This is a genomic window from Roseobacter sp. HKCC-CH-9351 (assembly GCF_037830295.1).
Lineage (GTDB): Bacteria > Pseudomonadota > Alphaproteobacteria > Rhodobacterales > Rhodobacteraceae > M30B80.
Map to the genome: position 1 here is coordinate 500,887 of NZ_JBBLYM010000001.1, position 13,898 is coordinate 514,784.

Annotated in this window: 14 protein-coding genes; 6 read left to right on the top strand and 8 right to left on the bottom strand. The window is 55.6% G+C overall.

Annotation, left to right across the window (positions count from 1 at the left end; translation table 11 throughout):
- Positions 1–11: 11 nt before the first annotated feature.
- Together AAC632_RS02620 and AAC632_RS02625 are read left to right on the top strand one after the other, a co-directional pair.
- On the top strand, positions 12–881 hold the full coding sequence (locus AAC632_RS02620) for a branched-chain amino acid aminotransferase (protein ID WP_340243737.1): 870 nt from the start codon (positions 12–14) through the stop codon (positions 879–881).
- 96 nt (positions 882–977) lie between these two features.
- Positions 978–1,322: a DUF2794 domain-containing protein gene (locus AAC632_RS02625; RefSeq protein ID WP_340298282.1), complete on the top strand. Its 345-nt coding sequence runs from the start codon at positions 978–980 to the stop codon at positions 1,320–1,322.
- A 7-nt stretch (positions 1,323–1,329) separates the two neighbouring features.
- Here AAC632_RS02625 and AAC632_RS02630 read toward each other — a convergent pair whose 3' ends face one another.
- From AAC632_RS02630 to AAC632_RS02640, 3 genes are all read right to left on the bottom strand, one after another.
- Positions 1,330–2,178 carry a C40 family peptidase gene (locus AAC632_RS02630; protein WP_340298281.1) on the bottom strand — a complete coding sequence of 283 codons (849 nt, stop codon included), beginning with the start codon at positions 2,176–2,178 and terminating at the stop codon, positions 1,330–1,332.
- A 3-nt stretch (positions 2,179–2,181) separates the two neighbouring features.
- On the bottom strand, positions 2,182–3,591 hold the full coding sequence (locus tag AAC632_RS02635; protein WP_340262908.1) for a leucyl aminopeptidase family protein: 1,410 nt from the start codon (positions 3,589–3,591) through the stop codon (positions 2,182–2,184).
- 75 nt (positions 3,592–3,666) lie between these two features.
- Positions 3,667–4,041, bottom strand: coding sequence for a hypothetical protein (locus AAC632_RS02640; RefSeq protein ID WP_340298280.1), 375 nt, complete (start codon positions 4,039–4,041; stop codon positions 3,667–3,669).
- 142 nt (positions 4,042–4,183) lie between these two features.
- Between AAC632_RS02640 and AAC632_RS02645 the strand changes: the two genes are divergently transcribed.
- From AAC632_RS02645 to AAC632_RS02655, 3 genes are read left to right on the top strand one after another with little or no spacing between them, the layout of a single operon-like run.
- Complete coding sequence (locus tag AAC632_RS02645; RefSeq protein ID WP_340262906.1) at positions 4,184–4,834, top strand: carbonic anhydrase; 651 nt, start codon at positions 4,184–4,186, stop codon at positions 4,832–4,834.
- A gap of 57 nt (positions 4,835–4,891) precedes the next feature.
- Positions 4,892–5,881: a sodium-dependent bicarbonate transport family permease gene (locus tag AAC632_RS02650; RefSeq protein WP_340298279.1), complete on the top strand. Its 990-nt coding sequence runs from the start codon at positions 4,892–4,894 to the stop codon at positions 5,879–5,881.
- Between the two features lie 4 nt (positions 5,882–5,885).
- Positions 5,886–6,197, top strand: a complete 312-nt coding sequence (locus tag AAC632_RS02655) for a P-II family nitrogen regulator (protein WP_340298277.1) — start codon at positions 5,886–5,888, stop codon at positions 6,195–6,197.
- Positions 6,198–6,249: 52 nt separating this feature from the next.
- Here the strand turns inward: AAC632_RS02655 and AAC632_RS02660 are convergent, their stop codons facing one another.
- Positions 6,250–7,272 carry an aspartate-semialdehyde dehydrogenase gene (locus tag AAC632_RS02660; RefSeq protein WP_340253858.1) on the bottom strand — a complete coding sequence of 341 codons (1,023 nt, stop codon included), beginning with the start codon at positions 7,270–7,272 and terminating at the stop codon, positions 6,250–6,252.
- A gap of 91 nt (positions 7,273–7,363) precedes the next feature.
- Entirely contained in the window at positions 7,364–8,539 is a 1,176-nt protein-coding gene (locus AAC632_RS02665) for an MFS transporter (RefSeq protein WP_340262902.1), read from the bottom strand.
- A 177-nt stretch (positions 8,540–8,716) separates the two neighbouring features.
- Between AAC632_RS02665 and AAC632_RS02670 the strand changes: the two genes are divergently transcribed.
- Complete coding sequence (locus AAC632_RS02670) at positions 8,717–9,736, top strand: extracellular solute-binding protein (RefSeq protein ID WP_340298275.1); 1,020 nt, start codon at positions 8,717–8,719, stop codon at positions 9,734–9,736.
- A 140-nt stretch (positions 9,737–9,876) separates the two neighbouring features.
- On the opposite strand, the gene AAC632_RS02675 is transcribed toward AAC632_RS02670, so the two are convergent.
- The 3 genes from AAC632_RS02675 to leuB form a co-directional block, all read right to left on the bottom strand.
- Positions 9,877–11,520: an ABC transporter permease gene (locus AAC632_RS02675; protein WP_445322662.1), complete on the bottom strand. Its 1,644-nt coding sequence runs from the start codon at positions 11,518–11,520 to the stop codon at positions 9,877–9,879.
- A 70-nt stretch (positions 11,521–11,590) separates the two neighbouring features.
- The gene (locus AAC632_RS02680) at positions 11,591–12,559 is read right to left on the bottom strand and encodes a DMT family transporter (protein WP_340298273.1); all 969 of its coding nucleotides are present in this window, start codon (positions 12,557–12,559) and stop codon (positions 11,591–11,593) included.
- A gap of 181 nt (positions 12,560–12,740) precedes the next feature.
- Positions 12,741–13,847, bottom strand: a complete 1,107-nt coding sequence (gene leuB, locus AAC632_RS02685; protein WP_340243754.1) for a 3-isopropylmalate dehydrogenase — start codon at positions 13,845–13,847, stop codon at positions 12,741–12,743.
- Between the last annotated feature and the right edge of the window lie 51 nt (positions 13,848–13,898).

Sequence of the window (13,898 nt, forward strand, 5' to 3'; positions counted from 1 at the left end):
GGATTGGAAAGATGAGCGGCACCTACGATAACCGCGATGGGAAAATCTGGCTGGATGGGGCTTTGGTCGATTGGCGCGAGGCCAATGTGCATATTCTGACCCATGCGATGCATTATGCATCTTCCGTCTTTGAGGGCGAGCGCGCCTATGGTGGCAAAATTTTCCTCAGCCGCGCTCATTCCGAACGGCTGCATTTTTCCGCAGGCCAATTGGACTTCGAAATTCCATTTACTGTTGACCAAATTGAGGCAGCCAAGGCCGAGGTTCTCGCGGCCAATGGCCTGAGCGATGCCTATGTGCGCGCGGTTGCGTGGCGCGGCGCGGGTGAGGATATGGGTGTCTCCTCTCGCCGTAACCCCGTTCGTTTGGCCATCGCGGCATGGGGCTGGGGCAATTACTATGGGGATGCAAAAACCAAAGGCGCCAAACTTGATATAGCGCGTTGGAAACGCCCCTCGCCCGAAACGGCGCCAAGCCATGCCAAGGCCGCAGGCCTGTATATGATCTGCACAATGTCTAAGCATGAGGCCGAAGCCAAAGGCTGCTCGGATGCCATGATGTTTGATTATCGCGGCTATGTCGCCGAGGCGACAGGCGCAAATATCTTCTTCGTCAAAGATGGCGAAGTGCATACGCCAAAGCCAGATTGCTTCCTCAATGGCCTAACCCGCCAGACAGTTATCGGTATGTTGAACGATCGCCAAATCAAGGTGCATGAGCGTCATATCATGCCGGAAGAATTGGAAGGGTTTGAACAATGCTGGCTGACGGGAACCGCCGCAGAAGTCACCCCAGTGGGTCAGATTGGCAGCTATAATTTCGAGGTTGGCGCCCTGACGCGGGACATCTCGGACGCCTACGAAAAACTGGTTCGCGCCTAAGCGACACCACGCATCACGGCCCGCAAGATCAGCTGACCTTGCGGGCCTTTTTATGATCTCCCTTGCATTTCTTAGAATTCATGCCACCATCAGTCTATGGTGGTGCATACTCAATCCTTTGGCGCTTCCCGTATTCCCGAAAAGGTCGCCTTTGATCGTGGCGAATTATCGGCGATCCTGTCGATTTATGGCCGCATGGTGGCTGCAGGTGAATGGCGCGATTATGGAATGTCGCTGCTGAGTGATGTTGCGATTTTCTCAGTTTTCCGCCGCACCGCCGAACACCCCATTTATCGGATTGAAAAGCGCCCCAAATTGGCAGGCAAGCAGGGAATGTATTCCGTGATTGGGATGGACGGGCGCATTCTCAAGCGCGGGCATGATCTGCGCAATGTGCTGCGCGTGCTAGAGCGCAAATTGATCCGCGCCGTAGACGATTAATACCCCGTCATTCTATCAAAACATGTTTGCGCGCGGTGATCTCGCCGCCGCCAGACGTGCGAATGCGCGCCTCGGCATGGGCAAGCGGCTCATAGGCCACCGCCATGTGATGGGCATTTGCGTGCAACAGCATCTCTTCATCGGCCATGATCCCGACATGGCCCCTCCAAAACACCAAATCCCCGCGGCGCAGTGGTGCATCCTCGGGCAAAAGCGCGCCGAGCGCTGCCTCTTGTTGGTCACTGTCCCGTGGACAGTCTTGACCACAGGCGCGCATCGCCAATTGGATCAGGCCAGAGCAATCAATGCCCCATCGGCTGCTGCCGCCCCAAAGATAGGGGGTTCCAAGGAATAGATCAGCCACGCCCACCGTATCCGAAAACCGCGCCGTTAAGGGGCGCAGGTGGGATTTTGGAACATGATGCCCCGTCTGGATGCGATGAAAGCTTTCACCCTCTTTCGCAGGCTCAACCACGTTGACACGTGCGCCGAAAAAGATCGACACATCGGGCGACGATTTTACATCGGGGCGCGGATAGAGATGGGTTGCGGGGGCGGTGACCCAATGGGTGACGGGCGTTTCTGCCGCAAGGGCCTGCAATAAAATATAACCTACTTGGCCGTCCCGCTCTGCTTGACCAAAAACTTGCCCATCGCGCGTTTCAAGCGCCAAAAACCGCTCGCCAAACAACAATTGGCTCGCCCGCGTGCCCTTTGGTTCGGTCATGATATTGGCCAACGGTTGCTGCACCGTCATCCATGTGCCGTCCAAGAATTCATCCGCCACAACCTGACCTTGCAGCGCCCGAAGCGCCACCCGCCCATTGCTTGCCGTGATCCGTGGATCGCTTGCCATGTCTTAAACCCCTTCAGACAGCACCGCGTATAGCGCACGAATGCCCTGACCCAAACCCCCTTTTGGGCGCGCAGGTGCATCACTTTGCTGCCAAGCAAAAATATCGAAGTGACAATAGCGCGCGGCGCCTTGGGTGAAGCGGCGCAAAAACAAGGCCGCCGTAATCGACCCCGCCATGCCCCCAGAGGGCGCGTTATCCAGATCGGCAATGCCCGGTTCAATCATAGCCTCATAAGGGGCGTGAAAGGGCATACGCCAAACAGGGTCGAACTGATCAGGGCTTTTGGCAGTAATCTGCGCGGCAAGACCCTCATCATCTGTGTAAAATGGCGCAAGGTCTGGCCCCACTGCGACCCGCGCAGCGCCAGTTAATGTTGCCATAGAAATCATAAGATCGGGGGCGCCTTCAGCCCCAAGCGCCAAGGCATCAGCCAAGACCAGCCGCCCCTCTGCATCGGTATTGTTGATCTCGACCGTCATGCCGTTGCGGGCGGTCAAAATATCACTGGGGCGAAAGGCTGAACCATCAACGGCATTTTCAACTGCAGGGATCAAAACCCGCAACCGCAGCTTTAGACCCGCATCCATGATCATCTGAGCAAGGCCCAAAACATTGGCAGCCCCCCCCATATCCTTTTTCATCGTGCCCATGGATGATCCAGGTTTCAGGTTCAAACCGCCTGTGTCAAAACACACGCCCTTGCCCACCAAGGTGATTTGCGGCCCGCCTTCGCCCCAAGTCATATCAATCAAACGAGGCGCGCGGGGACTGGCCCGACCGACCGCATGGATCATCGGGAAATTCTGCGCCAATAGATCGTCCCCAAGGATCACGGAAATCTTGGCGTTATAGCGCGCCGCCAACTCGCGGGCGGCCCCCTCCAATTCTTCGGGGCCCATGTCTTGCGCAGGGGTGTTGACCAGATCACGCACCATGGCCTCGGCTTGGGCGAGCCGTTCGAAATGCGGGGCATCTATGCCCGCAAGCGCCACTAAGGCCGCCTCGCGACCCGATTTTTTACGATAGCGGTCAAACCGATATTCCGCCAGTAAATACCCCAGTGCAATTTCTTCGCGAAGGTTTTGCGGGTGGGCCTCCAATGAGGCTGAGGCCACCTCATAAAGGCCTTTTGGCAAATCAGAAATCGCGGCACCTGCAGCGAACCGTTTCCTGATCCGATCAGCGGACGTTCCTACCCCCAACAAAACAGCCGCAATTCCACCCGCCTCATTGGGCAGAAGACAGGTTTTGCCCAATGCCCCGCTAAAGCCATGGGTCACGGCCCATTGCCGTGAGGCAGCGCCCAACTGAGCCAAAGCTGCATCAGCCCCATCGGCGCTGATCACATGAACAGGGATTGCGTCCGTATCAGGAAATTCATCTGGGCGGGCAAATCGCAGCGCGTGGGACATTCCGTCATTCCTTTGAGGTCAGGGCAATATCGCTGAACCGCAAAGTAACAACACCATCCCGCGCCGCAAGGGCGATCACACACTCATATCCTCAATATCGTAAATCGCATAAACAGATCGCTCGCCCACACGGCGCAAACGAGCCAAGGTTGCGCCGATTGCGGCCATATCTTGGCGCGCCATCACGATATGAACATCGCGCGCCACCCGCGCCAAGGTCGCCATACCGATCTTGCTGGCAGAGTCGGCAATCTCAGCGAAAATCTTTTTCCGTTCAAGCGTGCTGTCGACACAGTCAATCTGCGCGAGCGCGATCATGATATGCTCTAGCCCCACAGCCACTTCATATTCTGCTTGCGTCTCGCCAATATCGCGACAAAGCCGCTCTAACCTGTCGGGATCAAACCGCGCAGGTTCTTCAAAACGCAAGACGGTCACCACATCCGTCATTTTCCCATCCCACCATGCGCTGCATGTGGTCACAGGGTGATATTTGGGGGTGAAGAAAAGGTTGATTTGAGACAGGAATGAAAAGACAGTTTATAGAAAATTATCAGAGATTGTGATCAAGTGCTCTGAAGGGACATTATGGATGCACCGCATTAAATCACTGCCAAGTTATTTGCTTGAACGCTATCAGGATTGGAAAGTGAAATCCTTTCCTGAGAACCGTGATTGGTTTCGCAAATTGGCAACCGAAGGGCAGAATCCAAAGGCCATGGTCATAGCCTGCTGCGACAGCCGCGTTGCCGTGACATCCGTGTTTGGACAACGCACAGGTGAATTATTCATTCACCGCAACATCGCCAATCTGGTGCCCCCTTTTACCCCTGACGGGCAGCATCACGGCACCGCTGCCGCGGTCGAGTTTGCAATCAAGAACCTCAAAATCGAGCATCTCATCATCATGGGCCATTCCAATTGCGGCGGCGTGCGGGGGTGTATTGACATGTGCCAAGGCCGCGCCCCCGATTTGGAAAAGAAAGAAAGCTTTGTGGGCCGTTGGTTGGATGTTTTGCGGCCAGGATTTGAGAGGGTCAAAGATATCACCCCCCCTGAGGTTCAACAAACCATGCTTGAAAAAGAGGGGATACAAGTCTCGCTTGAAAACCTGATGAGCTATCCCGTGGTGGCCGAGGCTGTAGGTTCAAAGAACCTGACCCTGCATGGGATTTGGGCCGATATCGCGGATATGGATATCGAAAGCTATGACGGCACATTGCGCCATTTTGTGAAAGTCTAAACTTTACCACTTGGCCCCGCTTCGTTAGGCAACGCTGAGCAAAATCTGGAGGTGTTCATGGACTCGATCCTGTCGCTCGCGGCGCAGAACCTGATCTCGCCCATCATCTTGTTTTTCGTCTTAGGATTTGCAGCTGCTTTTGCGCGCTCTGACCTCAGCGTGCCCGAGGCCGTAGCGAAAGGGATGTCGCTCTATTTGCTCTTTGCCATTGGCTTCAAAGGCGGGGCCAGCGTGGCCGCGCATGGCATTGACCAAACGCTGATCTTCTCGATTTTGGCTGGGGTGATTTTGTCGTTTGTTCTGCCTTTCATAGCCTTCGCTTTGCTGCGCGTGATGACGGGGCTAACGGCCATTGATGCCGCCGCAGTGGCGGCACATTACGGCTCGATCTCGATCGTGACCTTTGTCGCGGCAAGTTCAGTGCTGCAAACCGCAGGTTTGATGAGCGAAGGCTATATGGTCGCGGTCGCCGCCGCGATGGAGGCCCCTGCAATCTTAGCAGCCCTGTGGCTTGTGGCACGGGCGGATGCAAAAGCGGGTCAAGGCGGCGGTATGGATGCGGGTCTGCTGCGGGAAATCCTGCTAAATGGGTCTATTGTTTTGCTCATCGGATCCTTCATTATTGGCGGGATCACGGGCCAAGAGGGCTTGGATAAAATCGCCTCTTTCATCGTATCCCCCTTCCAAGGTGTGCTGTGCCTTTTCCTTTTGGATATGGGCCTTGTGGCGGGGCGCGGCCTGCGGGATGCGCGGCATTTGCTGAAGCCAGGGCTTTTCGCCTTTGGCGTGCTGATGCCCTTAATCGGCAGTTGTCTTGGCCTTGGAGCCGGGTTGCTTCTGGGTCTGTCGACAGGCGGCGTGATGTTGATGATGACGCTCTCCGCCTCGGCCTCTTATATCGCGGTGCCTGCTGCAATGCGCGTGGCCCTGCCTGAGGCCAATCCTTCAATTTATCTCACCCTGTCACTTGGGATTACGTTCCCGTTCAATTTGACATTGGGCATACCAATTTATCTGGCATTGGCGCGCGCCGCCACGGGAGGCTAAGGCAATGGAAACGCATAAGGCAAAGCGGGTTGAGATCACAATTGAGGCGGTCATGGAAACCCGCCTCACGGATGCATTGGTCAAGGCTGGGGTGACAGGCTTCACCATCCTACCCGTTTTGGGCGGGTCGGGCCGTTCAGGACAATGGAGCCGCGAGGGTCAGGTCAGCCGTGCAGGCGGAATGATCAACGTGGTCTGCATCATTCGCCCAGAAAAGCTAGAGGCGCTGCTCAAAGCGGCATTCGCGGTGGTGAAGCGGCATATCGGCGTGGTCAGCGTGACTGACTGCGAAGTCCTCCGCGCCGAACGATTTTAAGAAAAAGGAGGGCCAACGGCCCCCCAACATATCTGATGCGCAACGCCATGCGTCAGCCTTTTTTCAGAACCCGATTGCCCAAGGTTTCTGCAATCTGAACCGCATTCAACGCAGCGCCTTTGCGCAGGTTGTCACTGACGCACCAAATATTCAGACCATTCTCAATCGTGCTGTCTTGACGGATACGGCTGATAAAGGTGGCATAATCGCCGACACATTCCACGGGGGTCACGTAACCGCCCGCCTCACGCTTATCGACCACCATCACACCTGGGGCCTCGCGCAGAATGTCACGGGCTTCTTCCTCGTCTAGGAAATCTTCAAACTCGATATTGATCGCCTCGGAATGGCCCACAAAGACAGGCACACGCACGCAGGTTGCAGTTACCTTAACCGAAGGATCGAGGATTTTCTTGGTCTCAGCGACCATTTTCCACTCTTCCTTAGTAGACCCATCTTCCATGAACACATCAATATGCGGGATCACGTTGAAGGCAATCTGCTTGGGGTAAACGCTCGGGGCAACTTCCTGACCTGGAACGAACATTCCCTTTGTCTGGTTCCACAGCTCATCCATCGCATCTTTGCCTGTGCCAGACACAGACTGATAGGTCGACACCACAACACGCTTGATCCGCGCGCGGTCATGAAGCGGCTTCAATGCAACAACCATCTGGGCGGTGGAGCAATTGGGGTTCGCGATGATGTTCTTCTTCGCATAGCCCTCAACCGCCCCAGGGTTCACCTCAGGGACAACCAAAGGCACATCAGGATCATAGCGATAGAGCGAGGAATTATCGATCACGATACAACCTTGCGAGGCCGCAATCGGTGCATAGGTTTTTGTAGCTTCAGACCCAACCGCGAAAAATGCTATATCCCAGCCTGTGAAATCGAATGTATCGAGATCCTTGGTCTTTAGGGTCTTGTCACCAAAGCTGCATTCTGTGCCAAGCGATTTACGCGAGGCAAGCACGGCGATCTCGTCAACGGGGAATTGACGCTCGTCTAGAATGTTGAGCATTTCGCGGCCCACATTGCCCGTGGCGCCGACAACGACAACTTTGTAACCCATGTTCCATATCCTTCAGGCTTACGACTGCGCATGCCCTTAAATCATGTGCGACCAAAGCGAAAGGGGCACTTGGCGCGCAATCTGATCGCGCTTAGTCAAGGCGATCTTCGCTAAAGAGGTAAATTGCGCATCCGATCAGAACGGCAAGCCCAAAGACCCCAAACAAGGCCCCATAGGCGGCAGGCAAGGCCATCGTGCCTGACAGCGCAGTGAAGAAAGGGGCTGAGGTGAATTGCATCACACCCACCCCACCGATGCCAAACAAATTCATCAAGGTCACACCACGCCCAACCAAATGCGGGGGAAAGAAGCTGCGCCCATGGGCAACAAGGGCAGGGAAGGACGCCCCAAATAACCCCAAGGCCGCAACCAGAACAGTAGCTGTCAAAATACTGCTTTCGGGAACAGCCCAAATCGCCAAACAGGCGAAGGCACCCAACAGGTTCCCAATCAAGATAACCCATTTGCGCGTGCCAAAAAACCGATCCAGCGGGCCATAGGCAAAACTGCCCACCACCATCGCAACCCCCATGATCAGGCTCACCGTGCCGATCTCAGCAACAGTTAGACCAAAGACATCCCCCATATAAGGCCCAACCCACAGGCCACGCACCCCCGCTGACGGGGCATAGCCCACAAACATCAACGGGAAGATAAGCCAAAGCGCAGGAATGCGCAGCAGATCCATCAAACTGCCTTTTTGATCGCCTTCTGGTTTTGCGGGGTCTTTGATCAAGAGGAACAAAGCCAGCGCAACAAGACCCGTCACAAGCGCCAAGCCCCAAACGGTTTCGCGCCACCCCACGGCCTCAACCGCCCAAGCCATGGGTGTTGCAGCTGCCAAGTTGCCCATTGATCCAATGCCAATCGTCACACCTGCCAGCGTGGCAAAGATGGCCGCAGAATAAACCCGCGCAAAGATGTAATAGGTTGCCATCAAAACGGGCGAACAGCCCAATCCGATCAACCCCATTGCAATTTGCACATCGCGCACATCCGCCGCAGTCGCAAACAGGGCAGCACCCCCCGCACCGCCAACAAGCAGCAACACCGATGCGGTCAGGCGCGGCCCAATGCGGTCAAGTGCGATACCCACAGGAATTTGCATCGCGGCAAAAACGGCGAACCACACGCCCGAAGCTGTCGCCAAGCTTTGCGGAGTAGCCCCGATATCGGATGCCAAAACAGGGGCCATGACGGCCAAAAACGCACGATAAAACTGGCTCAGCACATAGGCGAGCACAAGAAAAGCAATGCCCGCTTTCATGGCTGGCTGTCCTCCTCATCCCTCAGGCAAACTGATGCCGTAGCACCAAGGCAAGGGCAAGCCAGAAGTTAAATCTGATAATTTTTGTCGGAATTTATTTGACCCGCCGCGTGAATCGTGATCAAAAGCGGCATCCCGACTAAAATTGTCGGAAATAACTCGAACAGGAGCTTTAGGATGACCCGACCCCTCTCCCTGCTGCTTGGCAGCGTCGTTTTTCTAACCACCCTAACCGCGGCGCAGGCGCAGGAATTGAACCTGTATTCTTCGCGCCATTACGACACGGATGAGCGGCTATATTCTGATTTTACCGCTGCAACAGGCATCACCATCAACCGCATCGAAGGCAATGCAGATGAGCTGATCGCGCGGATGCAGGCCGAGGGCGCCAATAGCCCTGCAGATGTGTTTTTGACTGTTGACACAGTGCGCTTGGCGCGGGCTGCCGAAATGGGACTGTTGCAGCCCGTGGAAAGCGATGTGCTAGAAACCCGCATTCCTTCTTATCTTCAAGATGACAGCAACCAGTGGTTCGCGTTCTCGCAGCGCGCACGGATTTTGTTCTATGACAAAACCGATGTCGCCAACCCGCCCCAAACCTATCAGGATTTGGCCAAGCCAGAATATGCAGGCCAGATCTGCATCCGCTCTGCCACGAATGTCTATACACAGAACTTCACAGCAGCCTTGATCGCACATTTGGGTGTCGATGCTGTGGAGGACTGGGCCAACGCCGTGGTTGAAAATTTCGCCCGCGCGCCCCAAGGTGGCGACACGGATCAGCTGCGCGGCATTGCCTCTGGTGAATGTGACATTGCGATGTCGAACACCTACTACTTCGCCCGCATCCTGCGCCAAGGGGACGACCAAATCACCCCTGACCAACTGGCCAATATCGGATGGGTGTTTCCAAACCAGAACGATATCGGCGCGCATATGAACGTGTCTGGCGGTGGGGTCGCGGCCCATGCCCCGAACCGCGAGAACGCGATTGCCTTTCTGGAGTATCTGACCTCAGATCAGGCGCAACAGTATTTCTCAGCGGGCAATGATGAATACCCTGCCGTTCCGGGTGTGGGCCTCGCCCCATCGGTCGCGGCACTGGGCATCTTCCGCCCTGATGCGATTGATCTATCGGATATTGCCGAAAATGTCGGCGCAGCGGTTGAGGTTCTGAACACCGCAGGTTGGGAATAGGTTCGCGCAACAGGCCACGAACCACCAAACAACTCACGAGCGTCCTCTCAAGGGGCGCTCGTTTGCTTTTGGGGCGCTGAGGCGTGTTATGCCCTGACCCCACATAGCCCACCTATGGGCGCGGGGTATGATCAACCCGTTCACCTATCTTCTCGGCTCAGGCTCCAACATAAGATGGCCACTGGGATCAAACCAACGGCACCGATGATCAAGCTGGGAACTGCGGCCTCAGCCAATCGTTCATCCGCGGCCAATCGGTGCGCTTGCACGGCGAGCGTATCATAGTTGAAGGGGCGCAGGATCAAGGTGGCGGGCAGCTCCTTCATCACATCAACGAAAACAATCAGCAGCGCGGTCAAGATCGAAGGCTGCAAGATCGGCACATGAATCCGCCGCAACATAGGTGCAGGCCCATGCCCCAATGTGCGCGCCACCGCGTCCATATTCGGGTTCAAGGTGGCCATGCCCGCCTCATAGGTGTTCAGCGCCACCGCCATGAAACGCACCATATAAGCCATGATCATTAGCCAGATCGACCCGCTGATCAAAAGGCCCGTATCAATACCGAAATTCGTCTCCATGAAGTGGTCAAGCGCATTGTCAAAGGCCGCAAAGGGAAACAGCAGACCCACCGCAGTCACGCCACCGGGCACAGCATACCCAATGCCCGCAACCCTAAGGGCCGTTTTTGACATCGGCGTGGGCCGCAAGCGCGCACGAAATCCAAGCGCAATGGCCGCCCCGACAGTCAGGAAAGCCGCAAGCGCGGCAAGTGTCAAAGAGTGCCGCAAGAAGCCCAAATAGCGTTCTGTGAAAAGGATATGCGCTTGATCAGCCGCAAGCATGATCAAGATCCACACGGGCAAAACAAAGCCAAAGAGAACGGGCACACCGCAGAATAAAATAGCCCCCAAAGCAGCGCGGCCATTGAGGGTGACAGGCTCCATCACCTCAAATCTACGGCCCGCGTCATGATGACGGGAATTGCGGCGCTGTCGGCGTTCGAAAGTGGCAAGGGTCAAGGCCACAACCAACAGACACAGGGCAAGCTGCGCCGCCGCTGCGCGGTCAAACAAGCCAAACCAACTGACATAGATGCCCGTGGCAAAGGTCTGAACACCGAAATAGGCGGTGGTTCCGTAATCAGCCAAGGTTTCCATCAAAGCAAGCAGCACACCCCCTGCAATCGCCGGGCGAGCAACGGGCAGACTGACGCGCCAGAATGCGCCCCATGGCCCCTGCCCCAACGTGCGCGCCGCGATATAGGCGGTAGCGCTTTGGCGCAGAAACGCTGCGCGCGCCAGAAGATAAACATAAGGGTAAAGCACCAAGACCAACATTGCCGCCGCACCACCAAGTGATCTGATTTCAGGGAACCAGTAATCGCGAGGGCCCCATCCCATAAAGGCGCGCAAGGTGGACTGCACGAGTCCTGGATGATCAAGCAAATCCGTATAGGCATAAGCCAGAACATAGGCTGGGAAGGCCAAAGGCAGGGCGAGGGCAATTTCCAACACCCGCCGCCCAAAAAACCGCGTCATGGTGACAAGCCATGCGGCACCCGTCCCAATTACGGCCGTTCCTAGCCCTACGATCACACTGAGTTGCAAGGTCGCCCCGACATAGCGGGGCAGAACGCTTTGGCTAAGACTAACAATTGTGTCGAAACCACCCGAAAGCGCGGCAATCGCCACAGCAATCATCGGCAGAAGGCATAATGCGACCACAAGCTTGCCCAAAAGGCCAAACCAATGATCCCCCGTGATGCGCATTTTCTCAGTCATAAGAGAGGGCTTATGTGATTTTCAGACCTGAGGGAAGACATCCGATTAAAACAGTCGGAAATATGCGCCGCTAGTCTGTTTCTTCCTTACCGCGCAAAATTGCCGTCATCCGTGGCACGCTTGGTGCCCCAATGCGGCCATGTGTACGCAAGACAGGCTTTTGGCTATCCGCAGGCCGGCTATCTTCGCGCAGCACGATATAAATACCTGACGCGATGATAACGGCTGCACCGATTACTGTGGCTTGATCCACCCCTTCGCCGAAAAACATTGTGCCAAAAAACACGGCCCAAAGGATCTGCGAATATTGCATAGGCGCAACGATCACCGCATCCGCCATGCGATAGGCCAAAATCACAAGCCACATCGCAAGCAAGGCCAAAATTGCGACCAGCGCCATCAATGCCATATCCAAGAGCGGCATCGGCTCGTAGACGAAAGGCAGAAGCGCGCCCATGACGATAAAATTGGCCATCATCGGATAAAGCATCAGGGTAACGGAGCGTTCCTCAGACCCGATCTTGCGCAAAATCACCGAGACTAAGGCGCCGCCAAATGCAGCCGCCAACGCGGATAAATGCCCAAGGTTCAAATCCGCCGCCCCTGGTCGAAGCACGATCAAAACACCGACAAGCCCCACGACCACCGCGCTTGCGCGCCGAATGCCAATGCGTTCGCCCAACATAGGGATGGCCAGCAATGTGATCAGAACTGGCATCGCAAAAATGATCGCATAGGTCTGGGTCAAGGGCAGGGCTGAGAATGCGTAAAATGCAGTCGCCCCCGTAAACACCACCGCAATCGACCGCAATGCTGTCCAGAACGGGTATTTGGGCCGCAATGTTTCTGGCTTGGGCTCGCCCATCAGCAACAACATGGTGACGGGAAAGCCAAACAAAACCGAGAAGAACACGATCTGAAAAACCGAATAGCTTGCGCCGAGATATTTGATCACCACATCGTGGGTAGCGTAGATTCCGAATGCCGCCAATGCGATCAATGCGCCTTTGATGTTGGTGCTGTTGCGATCTTTCGACATGGCATTTCCTTGGCTTCTTCCTCAATCAAGGCATCGACACAGCCGCTTGCCAAGATTGAATATGAGAGATGGCGATATTCCTGCCCCCGATGCTGCAGCTTTGCATCGGGTGGCGTATATGCACAAAAACACCCGCTCAACCTTGCGGTCAAGCGGGTGAAAATCAGAACAGAGCCGAAACTTACAAAGACGCGTCTAGCGCTTTGACAATGGCATCGCCCATCTGAGCGGTCGAAACGGGTGATCCGCCCTCTGGCCCCATCAAATCGGCTGTGCGCAGGCCATCGGCCAAAACGGCCTCAACCGCTTTTTCCAAACGGGTCGCCTCATCCCCTTGATCAAAGCTATAGCGCAGCGCCATCGCAAAGCTGAGAATGCACGCAATCGGGTTTGCTTTGCCTTGGCCTGCAATATCAGGTGCAGAGCCATGAACGGGCTCATACAATGCTTTGGGGCGGCCATTTGCCATCGGCGCACCCAGACTTGCCGAAGGCAACATGCCCAAAGACCCTGTCAACATTGCTGCCAAATCCGACAGCAGATCACCAAAGAGGTTATCAGTCACGATCACATCAAACTGCTTTGGCCAACGGGTCAGCTGCATTGCGCCAGCGTCAGCATACATATGCGACAATTCCACATCAGAATATTCAGCAGCATGCACTTCGGTCACAACCTGACGCCACAACACGCCCGATTCCATAACATTGGCCTTCTCCATTGAGCAGACCTTGTTGTTGCGGCGGCGCGCCAGCTCGAAGGCCGACCGCGCCACGCGGGCGATTTCGCTCTCGGTGTAACGCTGGGTGTTCACGCCAACGCGCTCATTGCCTTCTTTATGGATGCCGCGTGGCTCACCGAAATATACCCCACTGGTCAGTTCGCGGATGATCATGATGTCCAGACCGCCGACCACATCCGCCTTCAACGAAGAAAAATCCGCGAGGGCATCGAAACACTGCGCAGGCCGAAGGTTTGCATAGAGATCCATCTCTTTGCGCAGGCGCAGCAGGCCGCGCTCGGGCTTTACGCTGAAATCGAGATTGTCATATTTCGGGCCGCCGACCGCGCCAAGCAATACCGCGTCAACGCTTTGCGCTTTTTCCATCGTCTCATCGGTCAAAGGCGTGCCATGCGCATCATATGCGCAACCGCCCACCAGATCTTCGGTGACATCAAAAGTCAGGCCACGCTTTGCGCCATACCAGTCGATGATTTTGCGCACCTCGGTCATAACCTCGGGGCCGATCCCGTCACCGGGAAGAATGAGAAGCGATGGGTTGCTCATGGAACTAATCCGTCTTGAAAATCCTGATTGCACACGCCCTATCCTTTGACT

What these genes read in the sequence shown, in the direction of transcription:
- AAC632_RS02640 (WP_340298280.1), bottom strand. Translation starts at nt 4,041, where the DNA reads ATGACGGATGTGGTGACCGTCTTGCGTTTTGAAGAACCTGCGCGGTTT.
- AAC632_RS02650 (WP_340298279.1), top strand. Translation starts at nt 4,892, where the DNA reads ATGGACTCGATCCTGTCGCTCGCGGCGCAGAACCTGATCTCGCCCATC.
- AAC632_RS02635 (WP_340262908.1), bottom strand. Translation starts at nt 3,591, where the DNA reads ATGTCCCACGCGCTGCGATTTGCCCGCCCAGATGAATTTCCTGATACG.
- AAC632_RS02670 (WP_340298275.1), top strand. Translation starts at nt 8,717, where the DNA reads ATGACCCGACCCCTCTCCCTGCTGCTTGGCAGCGTCGTTTTTCTAACC.
- AAC632_RS02655 (WP_340298277.1), top strand. Translation starts at nt 5,886, where the DNA reads ATGGAAACGCATAAGGCAAAGCGGGTTGAGATCACAATTGAGGCGGTC.
- leuB (WP_340243754.1), bottom strand. Translation starts at nt 13,847, where the DNA reads ATGAGCAACCCATCGCTTCTCATTCTTCCCGGTGACGGGATCGGCCCC.
- AAC632_RS02660 (WP_340253858.1), bottom strand. Translation starts at nt 7,272, where the DNA reads ATGGGTTACAAAGTTGTCGTTGTCGGCGCCACGGGCAATGTGGGCCGC.
- AAC632_RS02620 (WP_340243737.1), top strand. Translation starts at nt 12, where the DNA reads ATGAGCGGCACCTACGATAACCGCGATGGGAAAATCTGGCTGGATGGG.
- AAC632_RS02675 (WP_445322662.1), bottom strand. Translation starts at nt 11,520, where the DNA reads ATGACTGAGAAAATGCGCATCACGGGGGATCATTGGTTTGGCCTTTTG.
- AAC632_RS02625 (WP_340298282.1), top strand. Translation starts at nt 978, where the DNA reads ATGGTGGTGCATACTCAATCCTTTGGCGCTTCCCGTATTCCCGAAAAG.
- AAC632_RS02630 (WP_340298281.1), bottom strand. Translation starts at nt 2,178, where the DNA reads ATGGCAAGCGATCCACGGATCACGGCAAGCAATGGGCGGGTGGCGCTT.
- AAC632_RS02645 (WP_340262906.1), top strand. Translation starts at nt 4,184, where the DNA reads ATGCACCGCATTAAATCACTGCCAAGTTATTTGCTTGAACGCTATCAG.
- AAC632_RS02680 (WP_340298273.1), bottom strand. Translation starts at nt 12,559, where the DNA reads ATGTCGAAAGATCGCAACAGCACCAACATCAAAGGCGCATTGATCGCA.
- AAC632_RS02665 (WP_340262902.1), bottom strand. Translation starts at nt 8,539, where the DNA reads ATGAAAGCGGGCATTGCTTTTCTTGTGCTCGCCTATGTGCTGAGCCAG.